The 13,452-nt window shown below is 48.0% G+C and carries 16 protein-coding genes and 3 pseudogenes; 1 reads left to right on the top strand and 18 read right to left on the bottom strand.

The window, feature by feature from the left end; translation table 11 throughout:
- Positions 1-57: 57 nt before the first annotated feature.
- From R2J37_RS02210 to R2J37_RS02175, 8 genes and pseudogenes are all read right to left on the bottom strand, one after another.
- A complete protein-coding gene (locus tag R2J37_RS02210) occupies positions 58-1,356 on the bottom strand; it encodes a virulence-associated E family protein (RefSeq protein WP_033126282.1) in 1,299 nt (432 codons plus the stop codon).
- 13 nt (positions 1,357-1,369) lie between these two features.
- Positions 1,370-2,017, bottom strand: a complete 648-nt coding sequence (locus R2J37_RS02205) for a CHC2 zinc finger domain-containing protein (RefSeq protein ID WP_173015420.1) — start codon at positions 2,015-2,017, stop codon at positions 1,370-1,372.
- Between the two features lie 70 nt (positions 2,018-2,087).
- Positions 2,088-3,677 carry a MobQ family relaxase gene (mobQ, locus tag R2J37_RS02200; protein WP_033126280.1) on the bottom strand — a complete coding sequence of 530 codons (1,590 nt, stop codon included), beginning with the start codon at positions 3,675-3,677 and terminating at the stop codon, positions 2,088-2,090.
- Between the two features lie 135 nt (positions 3,678-3,812).
- Positions 3,813-4,034, bottom strand: coding sequence for a hypothetical protein (locus R2J37_RS02195; protein ID WP_033126279.1), 222 nt, complete (start codon positions 4,032-4,034; stop codon positions 3,813-3,815).
- A gap of 387 nt (positions 4,035-4,421) precedes the next feature.
- Positions 4,422-4,685, bottom strand: a pseudogene (locus tag R2J37_RS02190) (transposon-transfer assisting family protein); the annotation flags it as partial.
- 2 nt (positions 4,686-4,687) lie between these two features.
- On the bottom strand, positions 4,688-4,987 hold the full coding sequence (locus R2J37_RS02185) for a DUF3847 domain-containing protein (protein WP_033126277.1): 300 nt from the start codon (positions 4,985-4,987) through the stop codon (positions 4,688-4,690).
- The gene (locus R2J37_RS02180; protein ID WP_033126276.1) at positions 4,984-5,322 is read right to left on the bottom strand and encodes a replication initiator protein A; all 339 of its coding nucleotides are present in this window, start codon (positions 5,320-5,322) and stop codon (positions 4,984-4,986) included. Before R2J37_RS02180 ends, R2J37_RS02185 begins: the two co-directional genes overlap by 4 nt.
- Positions 5,323-5,514 carry a hypothetical protein gene (locus R2J37_RS02175; RefSeq protein ID WP_171031583.1) on the bottom strand — a complete coding sequence of 64 codons (192 nt, stop codon included), beginning with the start codon at positions 5,512-5,514 and terminating at the stop codon, positions 5,323-5,325. It abuts the gene before it with no gap.
- 533 nt (positions 5,515-6,047) lie between these two features.
- Here R2J37_RS02175 and R2J37_RS02170 point away from each other — a divergent pair.
- Positions 6,048-6,323, top strand: a pseudogene (locus R2J37_RS02170) (helix-turn-helix domain-containing protein); the annotation flags it as partial.
- On the opposite strand, the gene R2J37_RS02165 reads toward R2J37_RS02170, so the two are convergent.
- The 10 genes and pseudogenes from R2J37_RS02165 to R2J37_RS02125 form a co-directional block, all read right to left on the bottom strand.
- On the bottom strand, positions 6,259-6,639 hold the full coding sequence (locus R2J37_RS02165; RefSeq protein ID WP_434800617.1) for a helix-turn-helix transcriptional regulator: 381 nt from the start codon (positions 6,637-6,639) through the stop codon (positions 6,259-6,261). The pseudogene R2J37_RS02170 and the gene R2J37_RS02165 overlap by 65 nt on opposite strands.
- Before the next feature lie 275 nt (positions 6,640-6,914).
- Complete coding sequence (gene aph(3')-IIIa, locus R2J37_RS02160; RefSeq protein WP_001096887.1) at positions 6,915-7,709, bottom strand: aminoglycoside O-phosphotransferase APH(3')-IIIa; 795 nt, start codon at positions 7,707-7,709, stop codon at positions 6,915-6,917.
- A 92-nt stretch (positions 7,710-7,801) separates the two neighbouring features.
- Complete coding sequence (sat4, locus tag R2J37_RS02155; protein WP_000627290.1) at positions 7,802-8,344, bottom strand: streptothricin N-acetyltransferase Sat4; 543 nt, start codon at positions 8,342-8,344, stop codon at positions 7,802-7,804.
- The gene (gene ant(6) / locus R2J37_RS02150; protein ID WP_024400881.1) at positions 8,341-9,249 is read right to left on the bottom strand and encodes an aminoglycoside 6-adenylyltransferase; all 909 of its coding nucleotides are present in this window, start codon (positions 9,247-9,249) and stop codon (positions 8,341-8,343) included. Before ant(6) ends, sat4 begins: the two co-directional genes overlap by 4 nt.
- A 32-nt stretch (positions 9,250-9,281) precedes the next feature.
- The gene (locus tag R2J37_RS02145) at positions 9,282-10,016 is read right to left on the bottom strand and encodes a class I SAM-dependent methyltransferase (protein WP_000662263.1); all 735 of its coding nucleotides are present in this window, start codon (positions 10,014-10,016) and stop codon (positions 9,282-9,284) included.
- Positions 9,997-10,866, bottom strand: a complete 870-nt coding sequence (locus tag R2J37_RS02140) for a nucleotidyltransferase domain-containing protein (RefSeq protein ID WP_000228166.1) — start codon at positions 10,864-10,866, stop codon at positions 9,997-9,999. Before R2J37_RS02140 ends, R2J37_RS02145 begins: the two co-directional genes overlap by 20 nt.
- 175 nt (positions 10,867-11,041) lie before the next feature.
- Positions 11,042-11,266 (bottom strand): helix-turn-helix domain-containing protein, encoded by a 225-nt coding sequence (locus R2J37_RS02135; RefSeq protein ID WP_033126275.1) that lies wholly within the window; start codon positions 11,264-11,266, stop codon positions 11,042-11,044.
- A 142-nt stretch (positions 11,267-11,408) separates the two neighbouring features.
- Positions 11,409-11,507 (bottom strand): annotated as a pseudogene (locus R2J37_RS15300) (Maff2 family mobile element protein); the annotation flags it as partial.
- A gap of 20 nt (positions 11,508-11,527) precedes the next feature.
- Complete coding sequence (locus R2J37_RS02130; protein WP_316266120.1) at positions 11,528-13,147, bottom strand: recombinase family protein; 1,620 nt, start codon at positions 13,145-13,147, stop codon at positions 11,528-11,530.
- Positions 13,148-13,258: 111 nt separating this feature from the next.
- Positions 13,259-13,447, bottom strand: a complete 189-nt coding sequence (locus tag R2J37_RS02125) for a transposon-encoded TnpW family protein (protein ID WP_033509555.1) — start codon at positions 13,445-13,447, stop codon at positions 13,259-13,261.
- Between the last annotated feature and the right edge of the window lie 5 nt (positions 13,448-13,452).

Raw genomic sequence — 13,452 nt, 5'->3', positions numbered from 1 at the left:
GGCTCGGCAACGGGATAGCAACGGGGTCGGCAACCGGCTGTGATTTCTCCGGATTATTCAGAAGGGAAGTTCCATCTGCTCCGTGACTTCCACAAATCCGTCCGGCGTTTTTTCACGCCCGTTGTCAGCGCCCGTTGCCGGGGCTTCTCGTTCCCAGCCCTTTTGCCTGCCGTACCCTTCAAATATCCGGGGATTGGAGAAATACTTCCATCCCGTGATACAGTGGTTCATGATGTCGTTGACTTCCCGGATTTCCCATTGCTTCGGCTCGTCAAAGGGGTGGTTCAGGGCTTCCTTGAAAAGCTGCTTAGAGCATACGGCGCTGCCAGTGTAGCGGTCAAGGTACGCCTGTATCATCCCGGCCTTGGTGTCCTCCGGCATGAAATCCCGCTGGTGTTCTTTGAGGTACTGTATCATTTCGGGTGTAAAAGACAGCTTAAAATCGCCGCTTTTGTAGGTTGTCATGGCTTCCGCCCATACCTGTTCCAGATAGGCTCTGGAAGCGGCTTCATCGTCCAAAATGTGTACCTCGGCCTGTCCGGGGTAGACCATGACCGGCAGGAAGCGCCGGTTCCCGGAACGGTCAAGGGGCAGGAAGTCCAGCGCATTGGAAGTCCCGCCGAACACGCATTGCCGCAGCCTGTCCTCCGGGTGGGTTTCGTAGGGGATTTTATAGACCTCCTTCTGGCGGCTTAAAAATGACTTGATTTCCTCTATGCTCTTGGCGTTTGCGGTGGCAATCATCTCCGACATTTCAATTATCCAGTGGCCTTGTAGCTTGCGGTACACGTTATCATCGTCCAACTTCCGCAAATCATCGGAAAACCACTCGTCTTTTACGGCCAGCAGCCGGAAGAAGGTGGATTTCCCGGCTCCCTGACCGCCAACCAGACAGAGCATGACCTCAAACTTACAGCCGGGGCAGAATGCCCGGTGGATGGCTCCCAGCAGGAACAGCCGCAGGGAATGGTAAGTGAAGTTGTCTGTGTCGGCTCCCAGAAAGTGACGCAGGCAGTAGCGGATACGCTCTTTCCCGTCCCAGACAAGGCCGTTCAGGTAGTCCCGGATGGGATGGTAGCTGTTGGCGTCTGCGGCCAGATCAGCGGCGTCTGCTATCTTTTTCTCGCTTGTCAGGCCGTAGGTATCTTCCAGATACAGCCGGATATATTTCATGTCCGTGTCGGTCATGGCCTTGCTGCCGGTTCTGCGTTTCCTGCCGATGGGCTTTAGAAGGTCAATACGCTCGGTCAGGAGATTTTTTGCAACCGCCCCGGAAAGAATGGGGTCATACTGGAACACGGTCAGGCAGTTGTGGATACTGTTCCGCACGCCGCCTTTCTCGGTGCCCTCCAGCATGGCTTTCACTTCCTCAACGCTCCGGGGCGGGGGTGCGGCTTCGATGGTGTCCGTCACGGCCTGCCGCAGTTCTGGCGGCAAGGTCTGCCATTCTCCGCTCAAGGTTCCTCACTTCCTTTCCGTAGCTGGCAATCAGGGCAGCCCGTTCCCCTATGTCGGAGAACAGCAGCACATCCAGCAGATATTCCACATGGGATTGTTTCTGCAAGGCTTCCACGAAAAGCGGGTGCCATTCTTCCTCCGGCGTCTTTGGGGCATAGTCCCGCTTCCAGCAGCGCAGCAGATTGTGATAGTCGGACAGTACCCGGAAACAGTGGCGCTCCATGCGCTTAAATTGATGTTCCGGGCTTTCCTGACGTGGCTTCCGCTTCGGGCGGCTCCTGCTTGGCGGCTCCCTGTCCTCATAGGGGATGGAGAAGTCCTGCGCCAGCATGAGGGCGGCTTCTTTGGGGCTGACGTTTTCCAGACGGGAAACAAAGTCAATCACATCCCCGTCTGCCTGACAGCCGAAGCAATGGAAACGCCGGTCAACCTTCATGCTGGGGTTTTTATCGTCATGGAAAGGGCAGACGCACATCCCGTTTCTCCCTACCCGGATACCGTAATGCTCGGCGGCCTGCCGGGTGGAAACAGACTGCTTCACGGCTTCAAATACGTTCAATAGGCAAATCCTCCTGAAAATAGAAAAAGCGCCTGCCATTCTCACAAAGAAAAGGCAAGCGCCTGATTGGTTAAAGTTCCATATCCTGTTTTTGCTGGCGGCGGGGCTGCTGGCGTTTCTGTTCTTCCCGCTGTTTTGCGCCCTCAATCTTCCAGCTTAATTGTTCGTTGATGGACGGCTTCTTTCCCGGCTCCGGCACAACACGGCGCTGGTCGGGCGGCAGCACATGGTTTATCCAGTAGCGCACATCCCGCAGCAGCTTCATATCCGCCTGAACCGCCTGCAATCCCTCATTTTTTTTAGACAGTTCCTCGGAAAGCTGCGCCCGTTCTTTCTTTAACTCTTTCGCATCGAAGGGCAATTCCTCCTGATGGGCTTTGAAGAAACGCTTTGCGGCAAGGTAGGCGTCCAGTTCCTCCCGGTGTTCGGCGGCAAACTTCTCCTTTCGGGTTTTCCAGCCGATGGAAGCGTATTTCTTGTAAACCTCTTTGTAGGCTCCGTGGTTGGCGATATGGGAAAGGGTGGTGTCGATGGCCTTTATCCGGCGTTCCGATTTTCGGATGTCGGTTTTGGCAGAAAGTATCTCCCCGCTGACCTTATCCAGATAGGCGTCAAGGCTCTCCACGGTGGAGATCTCTTTCTGCCGCAGGAAGTCAAGGGCTTCCATGACCTTGTTGAAATCGCCAACAGTGCCTTTCAGCTTCCCCTTGGAAGTCCAGCCGGTGCGTTCCTCGCTCCGCATATCCAGATACCGGGAAAGCAGTTCGGGGATGGTCGGCTCCTTTGCCTGTTCCAGCACTTCCAGCAGCGCTGCCTTTTTCTCTTTCAGGCCGGACAGCCAGCCCTTTAAGCTGCGTACCATCTGCCGGATAGACTGCATGAGGGAATTGGCGGCTTTGATGTCCCGGTTCAGGTTGCCGATGTTGGTCTGTATGCCTTTCTTCTCCAACTGGCTGACCGCTGGCCCCATGTGGACGGTGGGGATTTTATCAATCCCCTGTCGGGCATAGGAACGAAGGTCAAGGCGCTCCGGGCTGCCGATGGCTTCCAGATAGCGGTTCGCCGTGTCAGCCCAGCCCTGCCGCCATATCTCGGCGTACTTCTGGTCGTTCCAGTCCACGGTGTCCTCCTTGTGGCTTTTCCATCTGCCGGACGCAAGCCGGATACGCTCGCCGTTCTCGTCAAGGTCATAAACCTTCCGGCTCTTTGGGAGCCACTTGCCTTGTTCGTCCATTGCCCGCATGGTAAGCAGGATGTGGGCGTGGGGATTTCCGTCCCCCTTGTCATGGATGGCAAAGTCGGCAATCATGCCCTTGGAAACAAAAAACTCCCGGCAGTAGTCCCGGATAAGGTCGGCGTACTGTGACCGGGGAAGTTCCCTCGGAATGGCAAGCACAAACCTCCGGGCAAGCTGGGAGTTCCATTGCTTCTCGATGGCTTCGGCGGCGTTCCACAAGGTATTCCGGTCTGCGTATTCCGGCGGGGCATGGGGCGGCAGCATGATTTCGGTGTGGACGATTTCGCTTTTATGGGAATAGTATTTCTGTTTCTGGTCGTATTCGGAAAACAGCCGTTCCCCGCTCTGGTAGGCGGCAGACGCAACGGCTGACTGGCGCTTGCTGCGCTGGATGATTTTCACATCAAAGTGCGGGCATGGCAAGTCACGTCCTCCTTTCTCCCGGTGTCCGGGCATAAAAAGAGCAGGGAACCTGTTTCAAGATTTCCTGCTCGGTGGTGCCGCCGGTGGGTGGCTGGTATTCAGTTTTGAAAGTTCGGATCAGGGTGGCCCGATAAATTAGGATTTTCCCTTTAAGGAATCATCTATTTTATCTATTTCTTTTGATGTTTTTTCATAATCAATCACCGTGCCTATAACAATTCCAATCAACATTCCGATACTTGCACAAATAGGAATGGCAAAAAGATTTTGCAAAAACGCCCATGCCAACACACCTATGCAACCACCAACAATAAATCCTGTTAATAAGCCAACAGTTAAGTATCTATTGTTTTTCATATTGCTATATCCCCTCCAAATTCCAATTTGTCGTTGACTTCATTATACCTCATCGTTTCAGAAAAGTATAGCGGCCTATTGTAAAACTTGCTGGACGGGAACAGCTTGCAGTGCAAGGTGTTCCCGGGCGGCAAGTACACAAAGGGGTAGCTGGCGTCAGCCAGCGCAGGGGAAGTGTAGCTTCCTCTGTGATGATTGACAGGAGCCGGAACGCTGCGGGCAATCATCCGCTTTCCGCAGGAAGCCCCCGGCAGGGCGCAACACACTACCTTCAGGTGGTGTATAGTTGCGCCCTCTTTCAGAGGGGCAGTCCACGGGCTGCGGCTCTGGAAGCAATTATGACCGTTCCCGGTCTGGCTGTTTTCTCTTGGGATGTGGCTTTTCCGCCCTCGCCTGTGCCTTGGCTTCGGCAAGCCTGCGCCGGATGGAATTGTCCCGCTTCTGGATAAACCGCTGCTTCGTATCAGCGATAAAGCGGCGGCACTCCGGCTCCGGGATGGCGTCCAGCTTTCGGATGGTATTCTCCACAATCTCCCTTGTCTGCCGGTCACGGATAACCGGCACGATTTCTTTCAGCCCCGCAAGAGTTTCTTCCTTCGTACCGGCGGCGTACTGATAGACCATAGCCAACTCGTCTTTTGAAAAATCCATCTTCATTCTGCGCCCTCCTTCTCTGTGCCGTTTCCGGCGAACACTTTTTCCATAAGCTGCCGGGTGCTGTCCTTCCGGAACAGCAGCTTCAAGAACAAACTGACCTGTTCATCCGTGATGGCTTCCGGGTGGGGAAGGTAGCTTTCCAGCATGGCGGCTCTGGTGCAAAGCCGGTGCGTCCGTTCCTTCCGGGTCAGCGCCTTAGCCTGATGGGTCAGACGCTTTTCCTCCTGTTGCGCCCAGCGCAGCTTCTTTTCCGTTTTCTCTATCTCCTGATTGAGTTTTTCCAGCTTTTCATTCATCGGCGGCTGGCCTCCTTCTTCGGAATGAGTACATATATTTTGTTGGGTTCCCCGAAGCCCTGACGCACTCGCAGTATCAGTCCGGCGTCCTCCAATTCATTCAGGGAACGCTTCACGGTCATGGTGCTGCGGGCAAGTGCCGCCGCCAGTTCCACGATAGGGAAATGGATAAACAAAATCCCGTTGGCGTCCTCTATACCTGACAAGAAAACAATATCCAACATCCGGGCGTACATGACCTTTGCGGTGCTGCTGATCGGGAGCCGCAGCATGGCTCTCGGCAGCGGCATACAGGGCGGTAGGGCGGTGTCTGCGGTCATAAATTCAACTTCCATTCAATCGGTGTCCTCCTTTACTTTTCGTTTTGAGCGTTTGGAAAGATAATAGGGGCAGTCCACAATGACCGCCCGGAAACTCTGCTTGCAAGTGCGCTGGCATTTCCGGCAAAGGTCGTTGTACGTTACCCGCCCCCGTTCATTGAGGAAGAAAGACAGTTCCAGCTTCCTCTTTTTCGGCATTCTCGGCATGGTGCCTCCTTAAACAAAAATCCGCCCATTTCAGCCGTAACAGCCGCAATAGACGGATAGCAGATTTTAGTGTCGTGTTTCGGGGCGATTTTCAAGGAAAAAGCGGCCATAGAGCCGCCCGGAAATCCCCCGTAGTATTATGGATAGGGTAGACTATGCCCTATCGGATTGTTGTGTTTCGGTATCAATTCGGTGTTCATTTTCGCCGGTTCTCCCTGATGTCGTTCCTGCCCCTGGCTCTCACAACGGCGTTTCGCTCCCTTTGGTACGCTCGTTGCGGTCATGGTTCCTCCATTTCCCTGCCGCAAGTCGTTGCGCTACATCGCCGGGGAGCATATCCCATACAGGCCGGTCATTCGATTGGAATAATCCATCGATGAACTAAGCCCATTATGGCACATTTTTGAGCCTTCTCCCGTATATCCACAAAGTAGGAAAACCGCCCCAAAATCGAAAATTTCCACGATTGCGGAACGGGTATGGTATAATGAAATTGACGGCGGCAGCCAGCCGCAGGAAGGAGCGATGTATCTATGAAAACCCGCATTTCCGTACAGGAACGCCTGAAAGATTTACGGGTGGAACAGGGCTTAAATCTGGAAGAATTGGCGCAGAAAACCGGCATTTCAAAATCAGCCCTCGGCAGCTATGAAAACGACAACGATGAATACAAGGAAATCAATCACGGCAGCCTGTTGAAGCTGGCAGACTTCTATCAGGTGTCCGTTGACTATCTGCTCGGCCTTACCAACAATCGGAAATATGAAAACACGCCGATAGAAGAATTACATTTGAGTGATGAAGTCGTGTGATTTTATACATAGCTGAATCAAAATCCTTTATAAATGATTCATCTCCATGGCAATTTAAAAATTTCCCTGCTGTAATCAATGCACCCACTTCCGCCGCTGTAAACATTACCGGCGGAAGTAGGAAGCCCTCTACAAGAAAATATCCTTTTCCGGCCTCAGATCCAATTGGTATTCCGGCTTCTTCAAGTGTCCGGATATCTCTGTAAACTGTCCTTAAGCTTATATTAAATCGCTGTGCAATTTCTTTGGCAGGAATTATTTTTTTTGATTGCAGCTGAATAAGAATAGAGGTTACTCTGTTAATCCTGTTCAAATTTTATTCCTCCTCTGTGACTTCCATAAAAAGTATATCCTATGCGTTCTTAAGCTAGCTGCTGTTAGTGCTTCTCATTGCACCCTGGTTATAAAAGCCATACTCACAAACCTCTTCACCAAAACTCTTTACATCTCTAATATAGAACTCTATCTAGCGAACTTTTAGAAAAGATATAAAACATCAGAGTATGGACAGTTGCGGATGTACTTCAGAAAAGATTAGATGTCTAAAAAGCTTGTAGTTAAAGCTTTTTAGACATCTAAATCTAGGTACTAAAACAATTCATCCAGTAAAATATAATATTTTATTTTCTCCCAATCAGGCTTGATCCCCAGTAAGTCAAAAAATAGCTCGACATACTGTTCTTCCCCGATATCCTCCCTGATCGACCGGACGCAGAAGGCAATGTCATACCACTTGTCCGCCCTGCCGCTTCTCCCAAGATCAATAAAGCCACTTACTTTGCCATCTTTCACAAAGATGTTGCTGTCTCCCAGGTCGCCGTGGGAAAAGACAAGTTCCTCTTCGGGCTTTTCCGTCTTTAAAAAATCATACAGCTCGCGCGGATCTTTAAATGGAGTGTCTTCTTCCCAGTTTTCGCAATCCACATCGGCCAGATCGTTATTCAGTAAGTAATCCAATTCGGCTAAGCGGCTGTCTAAGCTATTCGTATAGGGACAATCCGATATGTCGATGGAGTGAAAGAGCCTGATGCACTCCGCATACAGCTCGATAATCTTTTCAGGGCTTTGTTCATCTTCATACTCTTCCGAGCAAAGGACGCCATCGGCCTCACTCATGAGCAGATTGCTCCAGCCATCATGCCGTTCAAAGTGCAGGACCTTTGGAACAGGCAGCTTTCCTTCCAGCCATAGCATCATGTCCTTTTCCCGTTCCACATCATAGGTGGTCCCTTTATACCGGCTGTCCGTCATTTTTAAATATAGGTTTTCATTTTCTCCCACCAGCTTATATACCTTAGCAGGAGACATTCCTTCCGTATCTTTTACGCAGCGGTATTTTTCGATCAGTTTTTTCAATTCCGGTGATATTCTCATTTTAGCCATTTATTATTTCCTTCCTCTTTTCTACAGTATTTAAAGATACCCCAAGAAGCTAATTATAACAAGACGAACTCCAATTCACTGTTCCTTGCATTCTAAAACCTTAAATACCAGAAAACAGCTTTTTCAAAGTTGTTTTCAAAGTTGGCGTATAACATAGTATCGACGGAGCCGATTTTGAAACCACAATTATGATAGAATTTACAAGCTATAAGGTTATTGTCCTGGGTTTCAAGCATTAGTCCATGCAAGTTTTTATGCTTTGCCCATTCTATAGATATATTGATAAGCGCGCTGCCTATGCCTTGCCCCCTGAAATCCTTACATACGGCGATATCTTCTATATAAGCGTACCGGTTCCAATTTTTTCGCAGTTTAACTTTTCCGACGCATTTATCGTCTTGGTAGTAAAGATATATTATCTTATCAGTATTGTCAATATATTCAAGGCAATCTGCCTCCTCATCCTCTTCATCCTCTTCGTCTTGGTAGCTTTTTAAATATGGCGCTTCATAGAGTAATTCTGTAAAGGTCCAATTCTCGTTTTCATACCTCGGTATAATCTTACCTATCACCTCAAATGGTTCGCTGGGTTTATCGATATCTTTCAGGTGCCCTGCTTTCATTTCTGTAATCACTGTTCCCGCCTCTCTTCTATATCAGCGGCATATGTGCTATCCAGGCAGCCGGTTTTACCAGTGTATTTTTTATACATGTCCCTGGTATATTTTGTTATATTCCTATCATACTCCGGATAGGCATAATGAAGCCTTTCCGCCACCTCACCGGATACCGCCCTGAACAATTGATGGCATAGAAATAATGCTTCCCATATGTTTTCATAGGAATCCATCCGGTAGGTGGACAAAAGTTTCTCCCACAAATCCTCGGATATATACCTTTCAATAAACTTATAGTTCTTGCCTACACTTAATTTAAAGCCTGTTTCGATGCCGACCTTCCATGATATCATTCTCAGCAGCTCATGGCGAACAATCTGATTAAAATGATCAATAGCAAATAAAATTTCCTTACGGCACAGTCCCTTAACCACATAGGTAGTGGTGTTCCAGAATTCATTGCAGCAGTCATCGTATTCCCGGGCACTGGGTTTTCTTATATGATAATCCATGTCGGTCGGAACTACAGCTTGCTGAATCCTTCCATCCTTATCCAGAATAATCTTTATCAATTTATCGTCATTCAGGTAGTTTCCCAACTCTTCCAGGGGCAATAAGGTAAGGTCTATTTTATTATAATCATCAAAAAGTATTATATAGGAGTAGCCTTTCTCTTCAGCCGGGAATAGTTCCATATCCTCCGGTTTTTGCATCATTATAATATTCCCGAAGCTTTTAAGCCATTCATCCTTTAAAGTAAAGGATTCCACATCTGTTACGAAGTATGTGACATCATAATCCTGGAATTCGTCCTTAGGTATATTAATATTTGCGCGTGACCCCTCAAGGGTCACAATTCGAATACGTTCATCCTGTTCTGCTAAAGAAAGTACTAAATCCATCATTTCTTTTTCTGATCTCATTTACATACTCCTCGTTTATTTTTTCTATATTATTACATCTTCTTTTTTGCCGATACAATCAGCATCATTGGGCGTCGCATTTCATCCGCCATCCCCGGAATATCCATCATGTTCTCTGGCGGCTGTGGCTCCACAATCTGATTTATTATAAAACTATTTGAAAGCAGTGTATTTAGATATGTGGTCAGTGTTCTATGATATTTTGTAACCTTTTCTTCCAAAAACATAGCTGTCCGTTTGCCCTCATAATAATAATTGTCCACCGGGAAATGCAGTATTTCTCCTTTTTCGTTATAATACCAGTCTTGTGTTCCATGAGCAGTAAAAACAGGATGTTCAACTGTAAAAACTAAATTGCCACCAGCCTTCAGCATCCTATATATCTTTTTTATTAAATTCTCATAGTCTGCTACATAATGAAACGCAAGCGAACTTAGTATTACATCAAAGCTCTCCTCTGGGAAATCCACATCTTCTATGGCACAGCATTCATATTCAATCTGTGGAAAATGGGTTTTTCCTTTTGCTACTTCGAGCATTTTATGAGAAATATCAACACCTACTACAGAGGAAGCACCGTTTTCCATCGCATATATACAGTGCCATCCATAGCCGCATCCTAAATCAAGCACACGCTTACCCTTAAAATCAGGTAGCATCTTTTTCAAAGTCTCCCATTCTCCCGCACCAGCCAGTCCTTTCTGCGAGCGACTCATTTGACTGTATTTTTGAAAAAATATATTATCATCATATTTGTTTTCTTTCATCTGAACTCTCCTCGTTTAAAAAGTTATTTATCTCCGATACAATTTCATTCACTTCATTATAAAGCTTCTCGGTCATGTCGTAGCATTCAAAAAGTGAGATACCGAGTACTTCAAAAATATGATTTACCTTCTCGGTATATTTTTCAGGTTTATGTTCAAAAGTTTCAAGCAGTTTTATAGCTTTCTTTTCGTTGATACAATAAGCATTATTACATGCAAATAACACTTGATTTAAACATGAAACTATACGAAAAACATGACCCGCAATATAATATTTATCGTCTGTTCCCGAATTTGCTTTTACAAACATTAAAGAGAACCCTGCTTCAAACATAAAAAAGTTAACTAAACTTTTCTGCAAAGCATTGGGATAAGTTTCTGCCTGTTTTTTTAATTCGCATAAGCTTTCATTCTTAGCATATAGTATTTTGCTAATCGCTAATTCTCCTCGATACATTGCACTAATATAACCATGGGGATGCCCAGTCTGATAATTGGCAGTAACAATTCCGTGCTCTGTATCTTTCATTATTTGTTCCACACGTTTAATATCACGTAAAATTAAATCCACATGATACCCGTTTATGACTAACCATCCGCCGCCATTAATCCAATCACCCCATGCTCCGGGAGGTACAACAAGGTTATTTCTATGCTCATCATCCAGCTTTGTAGCGAATTGATTAATAGTATTTATGTCAAATGATTCTGAATTGTAATAGATGCCGATATCTATATCCGAATCCTCTGTATGGGTGCCCCTTGCACGTGAACCACCTAAAACAATACCTTCTATATAAGACAGAGAGGATAATTTCTCTGCTACTGATTTAATAATATTATCTACCATCAAGCATGCTCCTTTTATCGATTCACTGCTGTAAAAATTCCAAGCCAAATCTTTTGCTTCTACTCAACATATTTATAATTTTTTTAATTTCACAAAAGATAGCTAATAAGCACATTATAAGAATGATTCTGATTTTTTTCTTCACTTTTATTTTTCTCCATTTCAGCACATTGTTTTATTTTTGGGGTTTTTCGATTTCATCATTTTCTAATTCAATCACATCCAGAATGCCACAATTCAAGGATTCGCAGATACGAACCAGCGTTTCCATGCTGATATTTTTCCCTTTTCCCATATTAGCAATCATATTTGTGGTAAGACCGGCGGCAATCCGCAAGTCCTCTTTTCTCATATTGCGCTCAACCAGCGTATGCCAGAGGGGTTTATAGCTTATGTGCATTTATCCTCCTGCCTTTCTCCCGGTTCCGGGGTTCCTGCTCCTATTATATCAAAGTTCTTGCTATTCCACAAACATTTCTTGATACAACCGCCGGTTCCGTCTGGATTGTGCTTTTCCTTTCTTCTCTTGATTACATCTACTTAGCCATGAGCTGTTTCATGCCCTGCGACTTTATTGATGTGCGATAAAGAAGCAATAGAAGTGTAAAAAATTTTGCCGTTCCTATCCGGCACTTGGCCATTGTGTCGGATAGGTCGGGCGTTAGGCTTCGGGCAAATCAATCTTGCCGACAAAGCTGTAATAAATCTCAATGTCCTGCCTGCGGGTGCCGTTCTCGTCATAGCTGCACTCATGCACGACGATTTTCTCAATCATTTCCCGCAAGAGGGTGGGGGTCAATTCCTCAAAGGCAAGGTGCTTTCGGACGATACCCATAAACTTTTCCGCGTTGACGGTGGCGGCCTGCGACTTGTCCAGTTCGGCCTGCAAAGCGGCGGCGCGGTCTTTCAGTTCCCGCTGCTCCTGCTCATAGTCTGCCGACAGTTCCATGAAACGCTCGTCGCTGATTTTGCCGTTCACATTGTCCTCATACAGCCGCTTGATAATGCGGCTCACTTCGGCAATACGCTCCTGCGCCTGTTCAAGCTGCTTGGTGGCTGCGGCGGTCTTTCTCTTGCCGCCGATCTCGTTCTGCTGGATAAGCAGCTTCACAAAGCGGCTCTCATGCTTGGCGGCGTATTCCGTCACTTGCCGGAGATTGGAGAGGACACCGGCGGTCAACAGGTCGGTGCGGATAAAGTGTGCCGTACAGTTGCGGGTGCGCTTCTTGTAGCTGCCGCAGATGTAACAGTCCTGCTTACGGTTCTTGTTCTGATACCGCTGCTGGTACATCACATGGCCGCAGTCGGCGCAGAACAGCATACCGGAGAACAGCCCCACTTCATCATAGCGGTTCGGGCGTTTGCGCTGCTTGCGTAACTCCTGCACACGCTCCCATGTTTCCGTGTCGATAATCGGCTCATGGTGGTTCTCAAAAACAGCCTGTTTCTCCACAGGGTTCTCTACACTGCGCTTGACCTTGTAAGAGGGCTTCTCCGTCTTGAAGTTTACCAGACAGCCGGTGTACTCCCGGTTTTCGAGGATATGCACGACGGTGTTCGTCGCCCACTTGCACTCATAGCCGGGGTGGTAGCGGCGGGTGCTACCCGTCCTGCGGTATTCCAGCGTCCCCGGCGTGGGGATTTGCTGCTCCGTAAGCATACGGGCAATCTTGGTCGGGCCATTCCCGGCAAGGCAAAGCTGGTATATCTGCTGGACAACCGGCGCGGTTTCCTCGTCAACGAGATAGTTCTCGTCCTCGTCCATGAGATAGCCATAGACCGGCTTGCTGGTAACAGGCTTGCCGCTCATGCCTTTTGCTCGTTTTACTGCCTTGATTTTCTTGCTCGTATCTCTCACCAGCCATTCGTTGAACAGATTTCGCAGAGGGGTAAAATCGTTGTCCATGCCGCCGTTTGCGCTGTCCACATTGTCGTTGACAGCGATAAAACGCACTCCCTTTTGGGGGAACAGCATTTCCGTGTAAAATCCCACCTGCAAGTAGTTTCGCCCTAACCGGCTCATGTCCTTGACGATGACCGTACCCACTTTCCCGGCTTCAATGTCTGCAAGCATGGCTTGAAAACCGGGGCGCTGGAAGTTTGCGCCGGAAAAGCCGTCGTCGGTGTACCAGCGCAGATTGGTAAAGCCGTTCTGCTTGGCGTAGGTTTCCAAAATCCGCTTTTGGTTCGATATGGAATTGCTCTCGCCTTGCAACTCGTCCTCATGGGACAATCTCGGATAAAGGGCGGTAATGAGGTTTTGGGTGGCTTGTCTTAACATAAAATCCTCCGTTTCCGACAGCCAGCCCCACTATTCCGTAGCTTTATTGTACCACGGAATAGCGGGGGCTGTATAGCGGCAAAAGTGTAAAATCTGCTTCTTTATGGTTTGTCAAATTGCCGGTTTTTGTGTAGCAGCGGCTTCCGCTTCCAGTACCCGCGCCATTTTGTCGGCGGCGGTGGTGGTAGTGTCTTTCTTGAAATAGCCGGACACGACAAGGACGGAATTGCCCATGCGGATTTCCGTCACGCAGTCGGGGCGGCGGGTGGTGCGGGTGTCGTGCTGCTTGTTATCTGCCATAGGCA

It is taken from the genome of Claveliimonas bilis (assembly GCF_030296775.1).
GTDB classification, from domain to species: Bacteria; Bacillota; Clostridia; order Lachnospirales; family Lachnospiraceae; genus Claveliimonas; species Claveliimonas bilis.
The sequence above is the reverse complement of the archived record's forward strand: the minus strand, read 5'-3'. Positions and strand labels throughout refer to the sequence as shown.

Bases quoted from the DNA above. Each gene is read 5' to 3' on its own strand.
- R2J37_RS02180 (WP_033126276.1), bottom strand. From the start codon at position 5,322: ATGGAAGTTGAATTTATGACCGCAGACACCGCCCTACCGCCCTGTATG.
- R2J37_RS02145 (WP_000662263.1), bottom strand. From the start codon at position 10,016: ATGAAAGAAAACAAATATGATGATAATATATTTTTTCAAAAATACAGT.
- R2J37_RS02140 (WP_000228166.1), bottom strand. From the start codon at position 10,866: ATGGTAGATAATATTATTAAATCAGTAGCAGAGAAATTATCCTCTCTG.
- R2J37_RS02195 (WP_033126279.1), bottom strand. From the start codon at position 4,034: ATGAAAAACAATAGATACTTAACTGTTGGCTTATTAACAGGATTTATT.
- R2J37_RS02210 (WP_033126282.1), bottom strand. From the start codon at position 1,356: ATGCTGGAGGGCACCGAGAAAGGCGGCGTGCGGAACAGTATCCACAAC.
- R2J37_RS02175 (WP_171031583.1), bottom strand. From the start codon at position 5,514: ATGCCGAGAATGCCGAAAAAGAGGAAGCTGGAACTGTCTTTCTTCCTC.
- R2J37_RS02185 (WP_033126277.1), bottom strand. From the start codon at position 4,987: ATGAATGAAAAGCTGGAAAAACTCAATCAGGAGATAGAGAAAACGGAA.
- R2J37_RS02130 (WP_316266120.1), bottom strand. From the start codon at position 13,147: ATGTTAAGACAAGCCACCCAAAACCTCATTACCGCCCTTTATCCGAGA.
- R2J37_RS02135 (WP_033126275.1), bottom strand. From the start codon at position 11,266: ATGCACATAAGCTATAAACCCCTCTGGCATACGCTGGTTGAGCGCAAT.
- R2J37_RS02125 (WP_033509555.1), bottom strand. From the start codon at position 13,447: ATGGCAGATAACAAGCAGCACGACACCCGCACCACCCGCCGCCCCGAC.